The organism is Pectobacterium quasiaquaticum (assembly GCF_014946775.2).
Taxonomy (GTDB): Bacteria; Pseudomonadota; Gammaproteobacteria; order Enterobacterales; family Enterobacteriaceae; genus Pectobacterium; species Pectobacterium aquaticum.
The window spans coordinates 1,520,865-1,538,702 of the sequence record NZ_CP065177.1; the positions used below are offsets into that span (position 1 = coordinate 1,520,865).

The window sequence follows — 17,838 nt, forward strand, 5'->3', positions numbered from 1 at the left end:
AGTGAAACAATGTCTATGAATCATACACTATATTTTTGTAGCCTACATCTAATTGTAACAACCTGATTTATAGTGAACTTTATAGCGGGCTGCTTTGTTGCCAAGTATGCCCGCTTTTGAATAGATTTTATTTTATCTTATCTAATATTTTAATTAGCATTAACTCACAGGATCTTATTGAATATTCACCTGCATCTATATTGTTTAACCCCTTTATTTGCGAAAGCATGTACTCACAACATGATTTAAAACCATTTTTATTTTTGACTGAGAGGATGTTATATTTAAGTGTAAAGAATTTATCATACTCTTTTACTTGTCTATATCGATACTTGTCATTTTCGCACTTAGATAATAAAACATGCGCACTTATAAAATAATCCCATACAGCCTTGTCATGCTGTTCTTTTATCGATTTTTTGATGTTAAGCCTTGCCTGTTGAGTGTCTATACTTGACGTCGAATAGTTTCTTATAGCTTGTTTTTTATTAGCCCACTCATAGGCGGTATTTAAATTAGATTGAGCATCATCGATTCTGTCATTGGCTATTTTAGCCATGGCTAGTTGAAGCCAGTAATGAGATTCTCTGCTCAGCCATTTAGCTTTTAATATTAGATCATTGTAATAACTGAATAAATATGATTTTTTACCATCCATATCTTTCAGTAAATTATCAATATTACTAAATCTCATTATTTCTTTAATGAGACTATCTTTAAGATGAATTATATTACTATCTCTTTCACTATTCCGTCTGTTTTTTTCATTCTCAATTAAACCTACTAGATTTAAAAATGCTTCAGTTTTGTATTTGTTTGTATATAGATTTTTTAATGTTACTCTACAAAATATACTAGATTTATTTGTAAATCCAGAGTCTCTATCATCTGAGTAAAATAAGGATATATGTTCATTTCTCTTGAATGAAATTGAGTCAATGTAATCGCTACCTAACAACTCTCTTATTATGTAATTATCAATGCGAATATTGAGGTATTTAAATAATAATATCAAGAAAGATATATCTCTAGTCTTGGGGTCTTTTATTATTGAATCAAGGTATTCGTTGATTTTACTTATGATATTTTCAGATGACAGAAGATCTAATAACGTTTCACTTATTTGATTTTTATAGTCATCAGCTAATATTTTTCTTTTTATGTTTATTGGTAATGTTACTTTTTCCTCGCCCCAGAAGTTAAGAATATCTACTAGCTCAATTAAATAATCAACTTCACTTTTCAGATTTTGATTAATAGGTTTCGTTGATAGTTCATCTATGTTAATAGTGTCAAAATCAATATTTTTGAAATCAATCTTGTCAAACTCTATATTCCTAATGCTTGAAACCAATATCACATTATTTGCATTTTTTAACATTGAAAAATCAGATGTTAAATATTGATTATGATTTAAATCATCACATACTATAACGGATAAGGCATTTGAATTTTTTAACTTATCTAAGTCATCAGAATATGATGGAGGGCTAGATATGTCTATTTCAGTTGGTGTGTATATATTAACATTTTCAGTTTCTGACAAATGCTTTATTAATTGTTCCAGAAGAACACTTTTCCCATTTCCTATTTCGCTTTTTATGAGTACGTTTTTGTTCTTTTTGATTTTTTCAACGCACTCAAGGATATAATTTACTCTAGGGATAAAGTGGTTTCTTTCATTATTAAGAAAATTTTTGTAGTCACTGTGTATTTTTTTTCTGTCAATCTTGCCAAACAGTAAGAAATTATTAATATCAAACATTGTTATTTCTTCAACATCTTCAATATCTTCATATTTTACAAAATTTCTTAGAGATTCTTGTTTAATTGGTAAGATGGTTTCAGTATATTTCGTTTTTATAACTTCTGTAAAACATTCAGTTCCAATATTTAATACATGACCGTAAATCCCTAACTTAAATAAATCTGATGAGCTAGCATCTGGAGACGTTATAATAAATGTCTTTTCTTTGAATCTATCATTTGATTTAAGGATTTTTTTTATCAACTCATCGTAGAGAGAGTAACCTATAAATACAATTGCTGGGGCGCTTTCAAAGTCTTTTTTTAAAAGCTTAAACCAGTATGTCTCATCAAATTTATTAAGGACATAAGATATATCGCCAAGTGCAAATTCATTTAAAAGTGATTTTTGACTTAGTATATTCATATCACCATTGATATGAATGCAAACATTACCATCTCGAAGACATTCGGACCCAGTGAGCGGGTTTATTGTCCTCATTTTTTTTTGTATATTATTACAAGCCAATTCAAAACCAAAATCATAGTTTGTTGTGTAACATCTTCTCCAATTTATTCTCGCCACTTCTTTATGGTAACTGCGCACTTCACTTATTATAAATTCATCCTCTAAGGTACTTATTAGATCGTTTGTTTTCCTTTCATTTATATAATGGTCAACGATGTCTTTAAGTGGTATTTCATTACTATCTATAACCCCTGCTTTTTTTAATAAAACTTCAGCTAAATCAGTGGCACCTTTCGGTTGAGCATTTTTTAAATTAGTCATGCCATAAGAAAAACCGGCACCCGTAAATAGAACTGGGTCACCAAACTTCATTTTTTCTATTAATAAATCTATCTTTTCTTGCATTATATTTCCTTTTTTAAATAGATGCGTTATAAATTTATTTGCGAGAAATTAAAATCGTGTATTTTCAGCAATCAACTTCTTACCGTATATTCTATACGGAGCAGGAATAACTAATTTATATTCCTGTCATCGCATAGGATTCACTAGTTACCTACTCAATACTGACAGACTTCACATCAGCATAGGGAACCATAGTATCGATAATATGATATGTTTTTTTGTCTATCCCACACAGTGAAATGAACACCTTGACAGAGTCATTAATTGTCTGGGTTAAGTGACTTCTTCACCTATACAGATAAATGACGTGCCTGATATCCACCTCGTATGCCTGCAATTTGTTTCGGTTGCAAAATAGTAGACATACTAGGTCTTTCCTGTGAGTTTAAATCGTCTCCCAGACTTAAAGGCTTTGTTCTTCCAATTAGCGGATCTTTCTTAGCTCATAGAGCGAAATCCAGTCATATTTTTTTGTTATGTATAAAACTTAGCCTCGGAAACACTCAGCTATGGCAGCCTTACCGCTCGATTCTGCTGGTGTTCAGCCCCTAACACAATGTCCCCCTAGTTCAAGGATATCGTTGCATCGATCAGTTGAACTCACAGCTCCTTGCCGACTATCAGATCATGTCTGTGACAGTATACATAAACACAGTGTTATTCATAATCACGATTATGGCAATATCTCGGCAGCCTCAATTTTGGAATACGGTTCTTTCCTGTATATTCTGATGGCTGCGATAGCGAGAAAGACACACTGTTATCAACATCAATTTTATCCTTCTCTGGACGACTTGGAAAGCGTCTGATCTCGTCTTTGGTTGGACTATAAGTGTCACTGTTAAATTTGGTACGTTTTTCATACTCAACGCGTGGCACATAGATACCTTGCACCTCATCAAACACGTAGTTTTCAGCAACACGCTTATCATGTTCAGCATCGACTGAAACAAGGGCTGGCTTCTTCTTGGCCCAGACGAATTTCTCCCTTATATATTCAACCACCAGTAGGGTGAAACGCTTGAACACACTACTCTGACGGGGTTTAGCTTGCTTCCTCTTACTTTTAACAGGAGCGCGTTTAATTGCTCTGGTCGTTGAGGGGGGAGAGGTTTTCAGTTTAGTGCGTGTATGAGGAGCAGGGGCAACCAAAACAGGTCTTTGGTTTTCTGATGATGACGACTGCGAACCCGTTTCAGTCAGGATAATTTCTACTGGTTCAGGTAGTTCAGATACGGTGAAACTTCTGAGGTCAACAACGATCTGAAGATCCAAATCTTTGAAGGTGTTGTATGTGGCCTGAGCTTCTTGTTTCATCTCATCACGTACAGCCTGTTCAGCAGCACGTTTTTCCTGAACCTGTTTGCTGTTCCATTTAGCACGATGAACACGTTGCATAGGGGGGCGGCAGGTCAGCGTAGCCTTGGCAATCCATAGTGCCTTTTCTTCAATATCTAACGTAATAGCTGCGTTTTCCAAGGCTTCATTGTATTGAGTATCAATAGAACGGTGATCAATACGCTCATTACTGCCAGCGGAGGCAAGATAGCGGTTGGCAATTACTGACCATGATTCACGCCAAAGGATTACGTTTTTTTTGTCGTTCCAGCTTCTTTCTTTTTTGCCGAAGCCATCAGCGGTGATTGGTTTTAATGTCAACATCACATGTGCATGGGGGTTTTGACCATCCAAATCGTGGAAGGCTATATCGGCAATCATCCCTTTATCAACGAAATTTTTCTGGCAGTATTCAACAACTAATTTTATCTTGTCTTCATTGTTAAGTTCGCAAGGGATAGCCACATCAAAATAGCGGGCTGTTTGACCGTCTTTTTGACGCTCAACCTTTTCGACTTCATTCCAAAGAGAGGTAGAGCTTTCGATAATATGGGCAGGTGCGGAAACAGGCGCTAATATCTGATTATGGAATAAATCTGTTCTATGGCTGAAATCGTAGGTATTGCCTGTGCGATCATCTGTTATTCTGCAACGCGCGTGGTAAGCAGCCTTCCTACAGGAAGACATGCCCTCTGAGCGCTTCACAATTTTAAACTCCAGATGAAAAATCGCCATATAATAAATAACCTCAAATATAACTATGCTGCTGTTAGTTTTTCGCAAGAAAAACTTTTGTGTTGATGTTGACCTTTCTTTTAGCCTGCGGCAGGCAACCGTCGGTAGACCCCACACGCTCACGAAGTGAGTGTATAAGTGGGCATTGTTTTCTTAAAAAAAGAAACAATGTAAAAGCTCCTCTCATTAATTAATACGAAATATATTACTGTCTGTAAAACAAAACGCCGAATTAAGCGACGCAATATGGATAAACGGCTGAAGTATTCCGCGATATTAAAATGATGGGTTTTTAAATGGCGTCCGAAGGACAAAAAGAGTGTTAATTTATCCCGCCGTAAGGCGGGAAAGTGCTAAAACAAGAAAATAGGCAAGTTTATCGGTAGTTTTCCCTGTTGCACAATTCACAGGTCAATTATGGAAATCAGGATTAAATTTTAATAAGTGAAATGAAAAACACTAATAGACAAAAATAAGTAACGCGGAGAGTATTAGATAAAATAGTTAGTGATTACTATCATGTGGTGTTGTTGATTTTTATTTTACCTTGCCATTTTGGGTTTTTGTTTTGTTTTTTTTGACAAGGAATAATAATTTGAGTAATTAATATATAACAATTATTAATTAACAATAGAGGGTTCAGAATGGGAGGCTTGATAACAACAGCAGCACGCCTTAAAGATGGTACGGTTGTAAGCTTTAGGCACTATACCAACAATGACTTTAACCTTGTCTTGAGACAAGATGATTTTATTAAGGAAATGAAAAAGATTTCTCCAAGCATAAAAATATCACCTAAAAGAAAATACATGAAACTCAGCAGGGATGATGTTGTCGATAAATTTGAAAGAAGGTTCTCAAAGACAACGTTTGATTATGTGTGTGGGAATAGCTTTCTAGCCCCTGTCTGGTATGGAATCAACTTCTTTGATTATAGAAAAAATGTGGCATTTTCGGTGAATGATTTTTCAAGCAATTTGCATTTTTTGACTTACAACCTAATGTCTAATCCGATAGTCATAAAAATGCTTAAACAGGGTATTATGTTTACAGAGAGTGATCTTGTCCGCTTATCTCATAATGTACCTTTCGTTTATTTGAGAGAGCTATTAAAACTCAAAGAGCTTAAATATATCAATGCATTATATGATGAAAATGGAAATGTCCTTGATCTTAAAGATCGTGACACATTTGATGTCATTCGTTCTTTTTTTGATGGAAATTTAGTCAGGCCTGAATATTTCAAGTTAAGAGTTAAATATCCGAGGTGGGATTTTTATTCCCGCTCTGATGGTGAGTATGGATTCGATATATTGAAGGCTTACTTAGAAAAGGAAAACCTCCTGACTAAAAATGATAAGATTTCGTGGGGGCTATTCGAGTCAAATGGGCGATAATTGAACATGGCAACGGTTGATGTTGCCATGCATATTCTATTCGTTAAGGCCTATTTTTAGGTTTATTCTGACGCTTAGGTTTTAGTGTTATTTTTGGTTTAGGTAAGTTTGTTTCTATCTCGATAAGAAACCTATTGAACTCATCAAGACCACTTTTTAACATTGTATTAATGTCATCTGTATTAGTTTCTCCATGTAAACAAGCCATAACATGGTCTATAAGATAATCATCGAAAATTATACTATCTTCATGGAAATACTTCTTTTCACGATCTCCTATATGAACGACAGGAATCTGATGGCTGTTATCTCTTAAAATCACGATATAATGTTCAGTGACTCTCGCCATCTTCGCGCATTGTACTGAGAGATCTTTAGTATCAGAGTTTTTTAACGTGTTATTTTTGGCCTGACCTATGATACCTTTTTGAAGGCTTTCATCGGATGTAGAAATCCATTCTATCTTAATCCCAAAATCACATCCGAATCTGTGTTCAGGAGAATTTTTTCCCTTGTGTGCAGTTTTTGATGTCTTAAAGCGTAAATAATATCCATTACCAAAAGATATCTCTGCTAATGATAACCCAGCGCAAAATGCAGCGAAAAAATCATCCTCTTGTCTATAATTTTCCCTTGTAAAAATATTAGTGATTTTTGTAAGTTCAGCATGTAATTTCGTTTTTAATTCATTGTAGTCATCGATAGAAATGTTTAGCCTTTCGTAACTCATTTATAGTCCTTAATAATTATGAGTGTCAATTTTCTATTTGTTGTTAAATACTTGTGATGGTTTATATATTTTGAAACGTTAGAAAATAATAGCAGACTTAAAATGGAAATAAAATGATTTTAGGTTGATAGCTCTCACGTATAAGTTTTCGCCTCGCGCGATGAGAAGTGAAGCATCAATGTGAAAAGCTATTTAGGTTAGTTGGATGAAATAGTATTAATTTCGATAGGTATTAATGCTGTTATGTGGGGTATCAACATCGGTTTGATGAGTTTTTTTATAAAATAAAATGAGTTGCCTGTATTGATAATTATTCAAAATGTGTTAAAGGAGAATATATAACAAATACAAGGAGGTGTAATGTATAAAAATAACGATGAAGCTATTGATTGGGAAGCCAAGCGACTTTTAGATGATGGTATCTATACCGATACAGAACAAGCCTATTTAGAAGCAGAAAAGATAGTAATCAATATTAGGGAACAGGCAAAGCAGCGCCAGATAAAGCAACAATTTAAATTGAAGATTAAGTCAATCAAGAAAAAAATTGGTAATGGTTATGATTACGCTGACATCCCTTATGCCAACAAGAAAAAACATTGGGGAGATGATATATGACAACAAAAACGATCAAACAACAAATTGCTTCAGCACAAGAACGTCTATACTTCTTGGAAGCTAAAAAGAAACAGCAAACGAAAAAAGAAAACACCCGCCAGAAAATTATTTTCGGTGCAGAGGTTGCCAAAGTCTTAGGATGTGATATTGGTTATGTAGATAAAGAATTAGTCTTTGGGGTTCTGCTTAACATATCTAATCTATCTGAGCGTGATATTGAGTCCTACAGAGAGCGAGGACAAATCTATATCGAGAATGTTATAAATAAATCCAAATGTTAATTATTTTTTCACGTCCGAACGGTGAACCGGTCTAAAACTTGCTTTTAGGTCGGTGAACTGTTGAGCAAGCCCTAGAGGGCGCGGTAGCCAATTCAGATAAAATAAAAATAGGGGAAATATGTATTCTAAAGAAATATTTTCTACAGGAACGCCTGAAGATATATATAAAATGATTTTTGAACAATTACCATCAATCGAAAGTGATTATATTTGGCACGGTAGAGGTTGTAGATTATTGTTCACTATCATAGAAGTATTGGTCTATTTGAGAGAAGCAAAATTTGTTATCATTGATTATGGGAAAATAATCCAATTAATTGAACTTAAAAATCTAAAGGCTTTAATCGATTCAGATATACCAGAGCATTGCCGAGATAGTTTGAAGGAATATATTAGCGGTCTTCTCCCCGTTGGAAATGAATACCCTGTACACGAGTTCATCACGTTCCGTTTCCTGAAGATAGATACTTCTTATTTTTCATGACCAAAATTTCCACCATGTTTTTTTGCTTTGAACCCCTGATGTATCTTTGGGGGATGAAAATGATTCCAATGTTGTATTAACAGAAGGTGAATTATTTTTTATGTAATCGATTAGTGATATCCATTCTCCCTGTCTCATTGTTTCAATGTGCTCTAAAGAAATACCCATGCATGAGAATTTAGTGTTACTTTGGTTCAGTACTTCCTGACACCAAAATAAATAAGCCTCGCCAACATGAAAACCGTCATCCCAACTTTCTATGAAACCAGCATCTAATACAGTTTCTTTACGACAACGTGAAATCTGACAATCACCGAGATAGGAGAAGTCTTTTTTAACGATATTTCAGCTTTTTGCTGGCTTGAATAGAAGCACATTAGGTAAACCCCCTCGGCTGGCGCGAGTTCTGCGTAGTGGTCTTTTAGAAGCTTATGGGGATAGTCTATCCCATTTCTGTTTTCCCATCTTTTGGCGCGAAAGAAACCATCCTGAATTTTTTTAAGTTTTACAGCGGTATCGATGCGGTAAATGTAATCATCCATACAATAATCTCTTCGCGTAATATAATAAATCCGCTAACTATAGATTAGCGGATTCGTTTTCGTGGCTTTATCAGATAGCAAAATCTTCCAAGCTCTTACCGTTATCAAGTGCTTCCTTGATAGCTTTAGGAGTACGGCCTTGACCTGTCCATAACTTTTCACTGCCGTTTTCATCGACATATTTATATTTGGCAGGGCGAGGCTCACGTTTAGATTTTGCTGACTTGGTTGCAGAAGCAGAACCAAGCAATTCGGATGGATCAATACCATCTTCCAGAAGTTGAGCACGAAGAGCTTCAATTTTGGCCTGACGCTCTGCGTTTTGTTGCTGTGTGCTGGCTTCTTCTTCACGGCGATCTTCTACAATCACAGTGAGTTTTTCCAGCATTTCTTCCAATGTTGCCAGATCGGTTTCACGCGCCTGAGCACGTAGGGTACGAATGTTATTTAATACTTTAAGTGCTTCACTCATAACTTATTATCCTGATGGTGATAAAGAATCTTGGATGGATGTTATTAGGACTTACTATATAAATGCAGTATTGTATATCATTACAGATAAGTAAGTACAGATTAAAAAATATTTATGAGCACTGAAATTTTACCATCTGAAACAATAATATTATAAAATATTACCTGAGTAATTGCGATAATTAATCATATCAAGCTATTTTAATATAAATATTTTATGGGGTTCGCACATTGTTACTCTCTTTTTGTTCGTCTGTAGTTCTTCAATTAAGGTACTACATTCTAATATCTTTTATTATTCATAATAAAGAGATGTTAATTTGTAAGAAATTGATTCACGGTTGTATTGATTTATTTCTTTAACTTGCTAATTGAATAGTAGGTGAAAAATAAAAAAGGACAATGGAAATGAATAAACAATTTCAAAAAGGGTTCTCACTATTAGAACTTGTATTAGTTGTTGGCGTAGGTGCTACGGTAGGTTTTATTAAATTTCAGGATATGAAAACAGAACAAGAGAATGTTCTGGCTTCTGCTGTTGGTCAGCAAATGAAGCAGATGGGTGAAGCCGTGAATGGGTATATCAATATTCGTTACGATAAACTTTCAACGTTATCGAATGCTGCCGAGAATGGATCAGATCCGGGTCCAAGGATGTGTAGTGGTAGTGTATGTGAAATCACATACATGACATTAATTAATGAAGGATTATTACCTTCCAGTTTTACGGGGCTGAATGCACAGAAGTCTGCCTATAAGATAATATTAAAACGTGATGGTATCAGTCCTAACTATGTCATTAATGGATTAATTACTACAACGCTTCCTTGGTCTGAGGGATCAAAAATGCGTTATGACCTATTAGGAAAGGCGATGTTATCTGCTGGCATCGATAGCGGTATGACTAAGAGTGCAACTGTTGCTTCTGGCTATGAGGCTCAATGGTCTGAAAAAGCCTCTGACTTCCGTAATATTACGGCTGAGGGTCTATTAGCTTACCGCACTGGTTTTGATAGTACGATGTATACTGTTTATCTCCGCCGTGATGGAACATTACCTATGACAGGAGACTTAAATATGGGAGGTAAAAACATAGGTAATGCTAAAAACATCACAGCAACTGCTTCAGGCGATTTTGGTGGTGATATATCATCCGGTGGGAATATAATATCAGGAAAGCAGTTGATAGGTCATAATGGTGGTGGCGAGATATTCTATATTGGTGGTGGGGATGCTAATGACTATGAATTCAGATTAGGTTCAGCAAAGCCTTTAACATTATGGAGATCTGGAGGCTTATCAAATGAGCAGCGTCTTCAAGTGTGGGGGCGTCAGGATAATAAAGGGGATTTTTTTGTAACCGGTGATAGTAATAGTAGCGGTAATATTACAGCCTCTGGCAATATTTCATCCAATAAAATTGTCTCAGGAAACTATCTAAAATCAGTTAGCGTTAATGTCTCAGGTCAGGTGTGCAATGAAATCGGTCTGATTAGTAGCGATTTAAATGGAAACATACTTTCTTGTGTTAACGGCAAGTGGGCTTCTCCTGCCAGTGATGGTATTCCTATTGGTATTCCTCAACCGTGGCCTTCAACAACAATACCATCGGGTTGGTTAGTCGCTAATGGACAATCCTTTAATAAAAATACCTATCCTAAATTAGCGTTAGTTTATCCTTCCGGTAAGTTACCTGACCTGAGAGGTTTATTTATTAGAGGAGACGATCAAGGCCGTGGATTAGATGTTGGTAGAGATTTAGGTAGTTATCAAGATGATGCCCTACAGAAAATAACAGGCTCTTTTCCTGTTGCTAACCGTTATCGTGGACATTTTAATGGTTCATTTAAAACAACTGGAAACTGGAATACGAATTATAAAAATGGTGGTAATGATGATTGGGGAAAACAGGTTCAATTTGATAGTAGTTATACTACAAGGTCTGCTGACGAAACCCGACCTAAAAACATATCATTTATTTATATCATCAAATCAGAGTGAGATGTATATTCTTAATAAAAGATGAGTTGAAATATAATCCATATAATAAATTTTTCGTGTGTCAATGTGTTGAATACAATCTTTATTATATTAAAAATTCATTGAAGTAATTATCAATAATAAATTTCAACATGGATTAAATTTGAAATTAATAAGCTATTAATTGTATTATAAATACAAATCCGAAACAGGCAGTATCATAGACACTCTGGCGGGTGGTTGGGGTTTCTACCACCGTGATCTCCGATAAGAGTATAACTATTCTAAATGAAATGCAGGCAGGCGATGTGAAATAAAAAATATGGACAGTGTTTTGTATTTTTTAGCAATCAATAAAATTTCAATGAAAATGGTTATGAATCATGGAAAAGAAGAAATCAAAGAAAAATCCGCTTGAGGAGACGGCAGTGTTAAGTCGAATTGCCAAAAACGCCTCACAGAAAGCGATCAACGAGGCATTCAGGGCTGGAATACCTATCCACTGTATTTCAGAAGGAAAACTGGTAAAAGTATATCCTGATGGAAGAAAAGAGTGTGTCAAAAATCTGAATATAGAACCTCTTTCTCTCGCATCAGCCGTTCGTCAGTTAACCCGCTAATTACATTCGGCTGCCTATTGTTTTATTCTGTATAATTTTTTATTTATTATTAGATGCTATAAATAGCACAATAAAAAACTAAAAGAGGTTATTTTAATTAAATATAAGGGGTTAATAATGAGAAGTTCTAAATTCTGTGGGTATAATAATATATCAAACTCTCTTGAGTTTATATATGAAAAAAAACAATCAACCATTTGGTATTAATTTTTATTACGATGATAAGCGAGAAAGAACAATAGTTTATTTATATAGGGATGAGGTGAAATATAAATATTCTAACACTGAAATCGGTTCATCACATAGAGAAATAAACAGAGAGGATGTTACATCAATTCCTTTCCTCCGTGAGTTTTTTGAAGTAAATGATAATAAAGAGTTGGATAAGTTGAAGAAAGACATAAGTGATATTGTTTATTCTCATCTTAGAAATGGATTATCATTGACAGATGACTTAGGTTTTGAAAAATATGAAAATTCAAAATTGACACCCAAAACTATTAATAGAAGGCCTAAGTAAAATTTTATCAAAAAGTCGCATGGAAAACTTAACCGCAAGGTGTTGTGTTAAATAAAGTATAACTATAATTTAATTTTAAGGAATACGATTGTATGTCGTAACTGTCATGAAAAATTAATATATAAAAAGTAATGAAATAGCCGCTGAGCAAGCGGCGTTAGCTTCTGGATAATCACAAAAAATTCTATTTTTGTAGAGTGAGCATAACGGGATAACAAACTGGCAGTTTGTTATTAATGAAATGGTTAAAACGAAATGAAAAATTTCGGAAAAACCAATTAGTGAAAGCACGATGAAAGAATAGTCCACTTCCTTCGAAAACGGTAAGTCTGTTTCCATGGTTTAGATGGTGGAGAAGTCAAAACAACAATAAAATGTTAATTTATTTTAGAATATATTTAATTAAGGATATGCATATGGGTGAAGTGGAATCAAATAGAGTGTCAGTAAAAGAGAGAACAAAATGGACCGATGCTGTGAAAGATTTAAGGCACAGCGGTTTGATGAGTAAGGTGAATATTCCAAACTTATCCCAATTAGGAAAGATAGATGCTGTTAAACTAAAAGATCTCGTGGATAAATTATTTCATGAAGGATACCAGCCTCGGAAAGTTATCTTTTTAAACAAAGACAGGTTTTTTGTTGCGCAAGATTTTTCTACAGGGGAAGATCTTTATTCTTTACCTAAAGGGACTAAAGTGTCGTATGCATACCGTATGCAGCATCCTGATGGAAGGACATATCCCGTTCCTTATGTGGGATACAAATATGCGATTTTGCTTTTTTACATAAATTATCTTGATGGAAAAACTGGCCCAAACTCATTGGGAATAACTGACGATTTATTTAACACAATGATACGCTCAGCAAAAATTATATGTGAAAAACATTCAAGCCTGTATCGAGAAGTTAATGATGAAAGCCTCAACGGTTATGATGACACAAGTTTAATACAGCAGGCGGTAACCAATATAAGAAGAAATAAAATTTAGTAAAAATATTTTTGATAAGGTATTTTAACGTTAATGTCAGCCGTTCGTCAGTTATCCCGCTAATTATATGCCGCTATCTATTGTTTGATTCAATGTAATTGTTTATCTGTTTTTCATCGTTTGGATGAAAAGGAGTTAAACATGGTGCTATTAAAAAACAGAAAATATAGAAAAGGGTTCTCTCTGCTTGAGCTAATATTGGTTTTAGGTGTTATTGCTGGGTTGATTGTTAGCGCGTTTATTGTTTACCCCAAGGTTCAGGCAGCACAGCGTGTAGAAGCCGAAGTGAAGAATATTGCAGCAATACAAGCAGGAGTCCAGTCAGTATATGCCTCAACGAATTCTTATTCTGGGGTGGTTAATGGTTCTATGTATAAAGCTGGGGTATTTCCAGACAACATGGTAAAGAGGTTCGCTCTTGGGTTTTATATTGTAAATTCGTGGAGAGGGAATGTTGTCTTGGCATCTGACGATACAGGTCCAGCAGGGACACCCGGAAGTGCATTTACTATAACTTATAATGGGGTGCCTGCGGCTGAATGTGCCAGATTGATTTCTGCTACAGCAGCAAATTTTTATATCATACAAGTAGGTTCAATAACGGTTAAAAATGCTGATGGGAATATTAATACCGGCGACGTGTCTGAAGCATGTAGTGCGAGTGAGAATAACATTTTAATATTCACATCGTTATAGATACAGACTGTTTTTGCAAAAAACCATGAAAGATAATGAAAGCCATTTATTCTTTTTATTTTATTAATGCTTTGTCGATATCTTGACCGATTTTTAATTTTTGCTAATTAAAATGTGTGTAAATAAAAAGGACGATGAAAAATGAAAATAACAAATCAAAAAGGGTTTTCCCTATTGGAAGTCACATTAGTGTTAGGTATCGGCACAGCAATGGCATTCATAAAGTTTCAGGACATGAAAAGCGATCAAGAGAAAATAGTGGCGAATACCGTAGGTTCACAGATGAAACAAATGGGAGAAGCGGTTAATCGTTACATCAGTATCCGCTATGACAAACTTTCAACATTAACTTCAAGCAGCAGCCAGAGCAGCGATCCGGGACCAAGAACCTGTTCTGCTAATGGTTGTGAAATCACTTATCAAACATTAGTGAATGAAGGGCTGTTGCCTGTCAGTTATACCGGAATCAATGCGCAGAAATCATCTTATAAAATCATGTTAAAGCGCGATGGAGGTTCACCTAATTACGTTATTAACGGACTGGTTATCACCACATTGCCGTGGTCAGAAGGAAACCGTGTTCGCTATGACTTATTAGGCCGTGCTATGCAAGCGGCTGGCATTGATAGTGGTATGACGCAATCCGCTACGGTGGCATCGGGAACTGCTGGTCAATGGACTGAGAGCCAAAATAGCTACAGTGGGATAAATGCAGCGGGATTGCTGGCCTACCGTGTTGGATATGACAGTTCTATGTATTCCGTTTACCTCCGTCGTGATGGAACACTCCCTATGACAGGTGATTTGAATATGGGAGGCCAGAGTATCAACAACGCCAAAGACATTACCGCATCGGGTGACGTGAACGCGACCTCATTTAATGGCATCTATGGGCGTTTTGCCAAGAACGTTAATGTGTCTGAGGATTTAAATGTTATTGGTTTTTCCACATTTGGTAAGAACGTATCAATGAACAGCCAGCTTACGGTAAAAAACGGCATCAACTCTGAAAACTACATTTCAGCCAAAACCCAGAGCAGCAAACTTCAGATTGGTGGCGGTGGTACCAGCGATCCAAATATGATCCTGTTGAATGTATCTGGCGGAGCAGGTGATGGCTACCTTTCCCTGAATGGGAATAACAATTCCTCTGTTAAGCTCGATATCTGGGGAAGCCAAAGAGTGAGAGGCGACCTTACCTTATCGGGTTCAAATGATGGAAAAATGACAGGGGCCATTTCTGCGTCAGGAAATATTACGGGTAAATATTTGCAGCCTGCTTCAATATCAATTGCGGGTGAAGTTTGTTCGCCTGATGGTCTGATAAGCAGGGATGAAACAGGCGCGATATTATTCTGCCAATCAGGCATATGGAAAGGAACAGGTGGCGGAAGTATCACCCGAACAGCCACTGATAGTTTACGTTTTCAGTCCACGGGGGATTTTAATTATCTCAATGTCTCTCTTGCTACATTATTTAATCACAGGGATGGTTCTCACACGACATCAGCCAATTTTAATGTGTACGTTAACAGCACGTTGATAGGTAAAATGACGACATACATTTATGTGGAAAAAGGTGGTAGTCGTGGGCATTATTGGGGATATCAGAAAACAGGAGTGGATGCTCAAATGTTCAAACACGCTGTTAACCAAGGAGATGTTATTTCTGTTGAGTTGGATAGTGCCTATCTTGCTATAAAAACAGACATAATAGTTTCTTTGTCCCAGTGAGGAAGCCTTATTAAACTATTTTTTTGGTTTAATAGTAAATAATATCTGATCCTAAATAAAAATTTCGTTAATAACGTCTATTTGTCGTTCTGATACGGGTTTCGGTATTGAATCATCCATAAAAAGCGCCCAACATTCAGCTCTCGAAAGGAATGTTTTACTGTCAAAGGAGAATGACAATGCCGGGTGCTGCTCGTCTCAACGACATTGGAAGTGGTCATGACTGTTTCCCTGAAACCCCGATAATCGAAGGCAGTTCTGATGTCATTATTAATGGTCAGCCTGCTGCCCGACAAGGTGATGCTGTTCTGCTTCACGGTTGTCCCTGTCCCAATGCACCCCATGGTGTTCATTCCCGAAAAATTGCCGAAGGTTCATCCACCGTCATTATTAACGGTAAAAATGCTGCGCGTATTGGGGATGGCATCAATTGCGGTGGCGTCATCATATCTGGCAGTGGCAATGTCATTATTGGTGATACACCCCATCGTTCTCCCGTTCAGGACTGCGCTAAACAGGCAGCATTAACCCGTGCGCCATTGCTGGTGTTAACACCAATGCTGGCAGTTGAGCCTGTTTTTGCCAAATCCTGTTTACGTGGCGCGGGTTGTACTGATGCGGGAAAGGAAGACGAGCCACAGGGCAATATTGGGGAAATGAGTTTTTATGTCGCCGAGCCTGTTGAGCAGGCTAATCCCTCGCAAGAAAAATCAGTTGAGGTAAAGCAGTATGCGCAGGCAGCGAAAAAGAAAAACACGTCTTCTGCTGTTTCTCCTCCTCAGTCATTTGCCGGAAAAAACGAGCCGTTACCGAAGACCCCGCCCGGTGCGATTAACAAGCCTCAGATACCCCCGATGGAGCCGTGGTATAAAACGGTATTTGATCTGTTAGTGGGCAAAGCGGATGCGGCAATGTTGCCGCCCCCTCAACAAGTGGTAATGGCCGGTACGGCAGCACAGGCGGGGGCGACCGCTGCTGCGGGTGGAGCGGTAGCGCAGGCTAATCAGGATGCCGCAAAGTCACTGACACATCAGATGAAACGTCTTTCTGGTCCATCAATCTGGCAAGGCCAGTTGCAGATGGCGCAAAGTTTCTTGCTGATGGGGGCGTTGATTCAGGATCTCCTGAAGGGTGAAAAAGACGATTTGCTGACACAGGAAAAGCTACTGGAGGTAGCGAAGAAGCAGGGAACCGTTCCCAGTCGTGTGCGTTATCAGTGGGTGGAAGATGAGGAAACGGGCAGTCTGAAGGCGGTTGGCTACCACACCAGTATGGAAAGTGGTCGTGATCAGGTGCGCGTCAGATTACTGAAACATGATTTCCCCAATAACCGTTACGAGTTCTGGGAAGAGGGGGCAACCGGACCGACGATTTTATGGACACCGGATAATCCGGGCATGGAATTACCTACAGATACGGCACATGGTGAACAGCCTGTTATTCCGTCAGCAGTGCCGGGATTTGAAATTCCAGAGATGGATGATGTCAGCATTCTTGCGACACCGATGCCGGACGAGAAGGATTTTCGGGATTACATTCTGGTGTTCCCTGAGAATGCGTTTCCACCGATTTATGTTTATTTGAGTAAGAACCCACTCGACCCCATCTGGACTCGAAGAAAGAAAATTACGGAGGTTAGAAATGCTTACAAACATTGGGAAAAACATGGGCATGAGTTTCCAGAATTAAAGAATGCAAAGCAATATGTTGATGCCGCTCATGATTTTATGAATAAGCCTCCTGATGGAACGTTAACTAAAACTCGTGACAACGGTGATGAACTTTTCTATCATCCAGAAACTAATATATTTGCTTCAAAATCTAAAGATAACGCTCCCCGGACAATGTTTAAGCCCACAGATAAAATGGATTACTGGAATGACCAATGAATATGATTACCCCTGTCCATGCTGCGGTAAGCATGAATTTGAAGTGCTAGGTGAATATGATATTTGCTCTAATTGTGGGTGGGAGGACGATCCTTTTCAGTCTAAAAATCCTGATAGAAGTGGAGCAAACAAGATGAGTTTAAACGAAGCTAGAGAAGTTTTTAGAAATGGTCAAAAAGTTAAATGATGTA

At 36.9% G+C, this 17,838-nt stretch carries 17 protein-coding genes; 12 read left to right on the top strand and 5 right to left on the bottom strand.

Annotated features, from left to right (window positions below; genetic code table 11):
* Nucleotides 1-127: 127 nt before the first annotated feature.
* Both IG609_RS06980 and mobQ read right to left on the bottom strand, forming a co-directional pair.
* Nucleotides 128-2,620, bottom strand: coding sequence for an SIR2 family protein (locus IG609_RS06980; protein WP_193397941.1), 2,493 nt, complete (start codon nt 2,618-2,620; stop codon nt 128-130).
* Between the two features lie 657 nt (nt 2,621-3,277).
* On the bottom strand, nt 3,278-4,693 hold the full coding sequence (mobQ, locus tag IG609_RS06985; protein WP_193397940.1) for a MobQ family relaxase: 1,416 nt from the start codon (nt 4,691-4,693) through the stop codon (nt 3,278-3,280).
* Nucleotides 4,694-5,337: 644 nt separating this feature from the next.
* Here mobQ and IG609_RS06990 point away from each other — a divergent pair.
* Nucleotides 5,338-6,090, top strand: a complete 753-nt coding sequence (locus tag IG609_RS06990) for a hypothetical protein (RefSeq protein WP_193397939.1) — start codon at nt 5,338-5,340, stop codon at nt 6,088-6,090.
* A 43-nt stretch (nt 6,091-6,133) separates the two neighbouring features.
* Here the strand turns inward: IG609_RS06990 and IG609_RS06995 are convergent, their stop codons facing one another.
* The gene (locus tag IG609_RS06995; protein WP_180786610.1) at nt 6,134-6,820 is read right to left on the bottom strand and encodes a hypothetical protein; all 687 of its coding nucleotides are present in this window, start codon (nt 6,818-6,820) and stop codon (nt 6,134-6,136) included.
* A gap of 360 nt (nt 6,821-7,180) precedes the next feature.
* On the opposite strand from IG609_RS06995, the gene IG609_RS07000 reads away from it, so the two are divergent.
* From IG609_RS07000 to IG609_RS07010, 3 genes are all read left to right on the top strand, one after another.
* Nucleotides 7,181-7,438, top strand: a complete 258-nt coding sequence (locus IG609_RS07000) for a hypothetical protein (protein ID WP_193397938.1) — start codon at nt 7,181-7,183, stop codon at nt 7,436-7,438.
* Complete coding sequence (locus tag IG609_RS07005) at nt 7,435-7,719, top strand: conjugal transfer protein TraD (protein WP_193397937.1); 285 nt, start codon at nt 7,435-7,437, stop codon at nt 7,717-7,719. Before IG609_RS07000 ends, IG609_RS07005 begins: the two co-directional genes overlap by 4 nt.
* 118 nt (nt 7,720-7,837) lie before the next feature.
* Complete coding sequence (locus tag IG609_RS07010) at nt 7,838-8,203, top strand: hypothetical protein (RefSeq protein ID WP_226374137.1); 366 nt, start codon at nt 7,838-7,840, stop codon at nt 8,201-8,203.
* Between the two features lie 272 nt (nt 8,204-8,475).
* Here IG609_RS07010 and IG609_RS07015 read toward each other — a convergent pair whose 3' ends face one another.
* Both IG609_RS07015 and IG609_RS07020 read right to left on the bottom strand, forming a co-directional pair.
* The gene (locus tag IG609_RS07015; RefSeq protein ID WP_226374136.1) at nt 8,476-8,745 is read right to left on the bottom strand and encodes a hypothetical protein; all 270 of its coding nucleotides are present in this window, start codon (nt 8,743-8,745) and stop codon (nt 8,476-8,478) included.
* A 70-nt stretch (nt 8,746-8,815) separates the two neighbouring features.
* Complete coding sequence (locus IG609_RS07020) at nt 8,816-9,217, bottom strand: H-NS family histone-like protein (protein WP_180787367.1); 402 nt, start codon at nt 9,215-9,217, stop codon at nt 8,816-8,818.
* Between the two features lie 407 nt (nt 9,218-9,624).
* Here IG609_RS07020 and IG609_RS07025 point away from each other — a divergent pair, with 407 nt between their 5' ends.
* The 8 genes from IG609_RS07025 (at nt 9,625) to IG609_RS07060 (ending at nt 17,834) form a co-directional block, all read left to right on the top strand.
* A complete protein-coding gene (locus tag IG609_RS07025; protein ID WP_226374135.1) occupies nt 9,625-11,217 on the top strand; it encodes a tail fiber protein in 1,593 nt (530 codons plus the stop codon).
* Nucleotides 11,218-11,579: 362 nt separating this feature from the next.
* A complete protein-coding gene (locus IG609_RS07030) occupies nt 11,580-11,816 on the top strand; it encodes a hypothetical protein (RefSeq protein ID WP_193397934.1) in 237 nt (78 codons plus the stop codon).
* Between the two features lie 175 nt (nt 11,817-11,991).
* A complete protein-coding gene (locus IG609_RS07035; protein ID WP_193397933.1) occupies nt 11,992-12,336 on the top strand; it encodes a hypothetical protein in 345 nt (114 codons plus the stop codon).
* 416 nt (nt 12,337-12,752) lie between these two features.
* A complete protein-coding gene (locus tag IG609_RS07040; protein ID WP_193397932.1) occupies nt 12,753-13,328 on the top strand; it encodes a hypothetical protein in 576 nt (191 codons plus the stop codon).
* A 141-nt stretch (nt 13,329-13,469) separates the two neighbouring features.
* Nucleotides 13,470-14,024: a type 4 pilus major pilin gene (locus tag IG609_RS07045; RefSeq protein WP_193397931.1), complete on the top strand. Its 555-nt coding sequence runs from the start codon at nt 13,470-13,472 to the stop codon at nt 14,022-14,024.
* Nucleotides 14,025-14,165: 141 nt separating this feature from the next.
* On the top strand, nt 14,166-15,758 hold the full coding sequence (gene pilV / locus IG609_RS07050; protein ID WP_193397930.1) for a shufflon system plasmid conjugative transfer pilus tip adhesin PilV: 1,593 nt from the start codon (nt 14,166-14,168) through the stop codon (nt 15,756-15,758).
* Between the two features lie 179 nt (nt 15,759-15,937).
* The gene (locus IG609_RS07055; RefSeq protein ID WP_193397929.1) at nt 15,938-17,647 is read left to right on the top strand and encodes an S-type pyocin domain-containing protein; all 1,710 of its coding nucleotides are present in this window, start codon (nt 15,938-15,940) and stop codon (nt 17,645-17,647) included.
* Nucleotides 17,637-17,834, top strand: coding sequence for a CPCC family cysteine-rich protein (locus IG609_RS07060; RefSeq protein ID WP_174876747.1), 198 nt, complete (start codon nt 17,637-17,639; stop codon nt 17,832-17,834). Before IG609_RS07055 ends, IG609_RS07060 begins: the two co-directional genes overlap by 11 nt.
* Nucleotides 17,835-17,838: the final 4 nt, after the last annotated feature.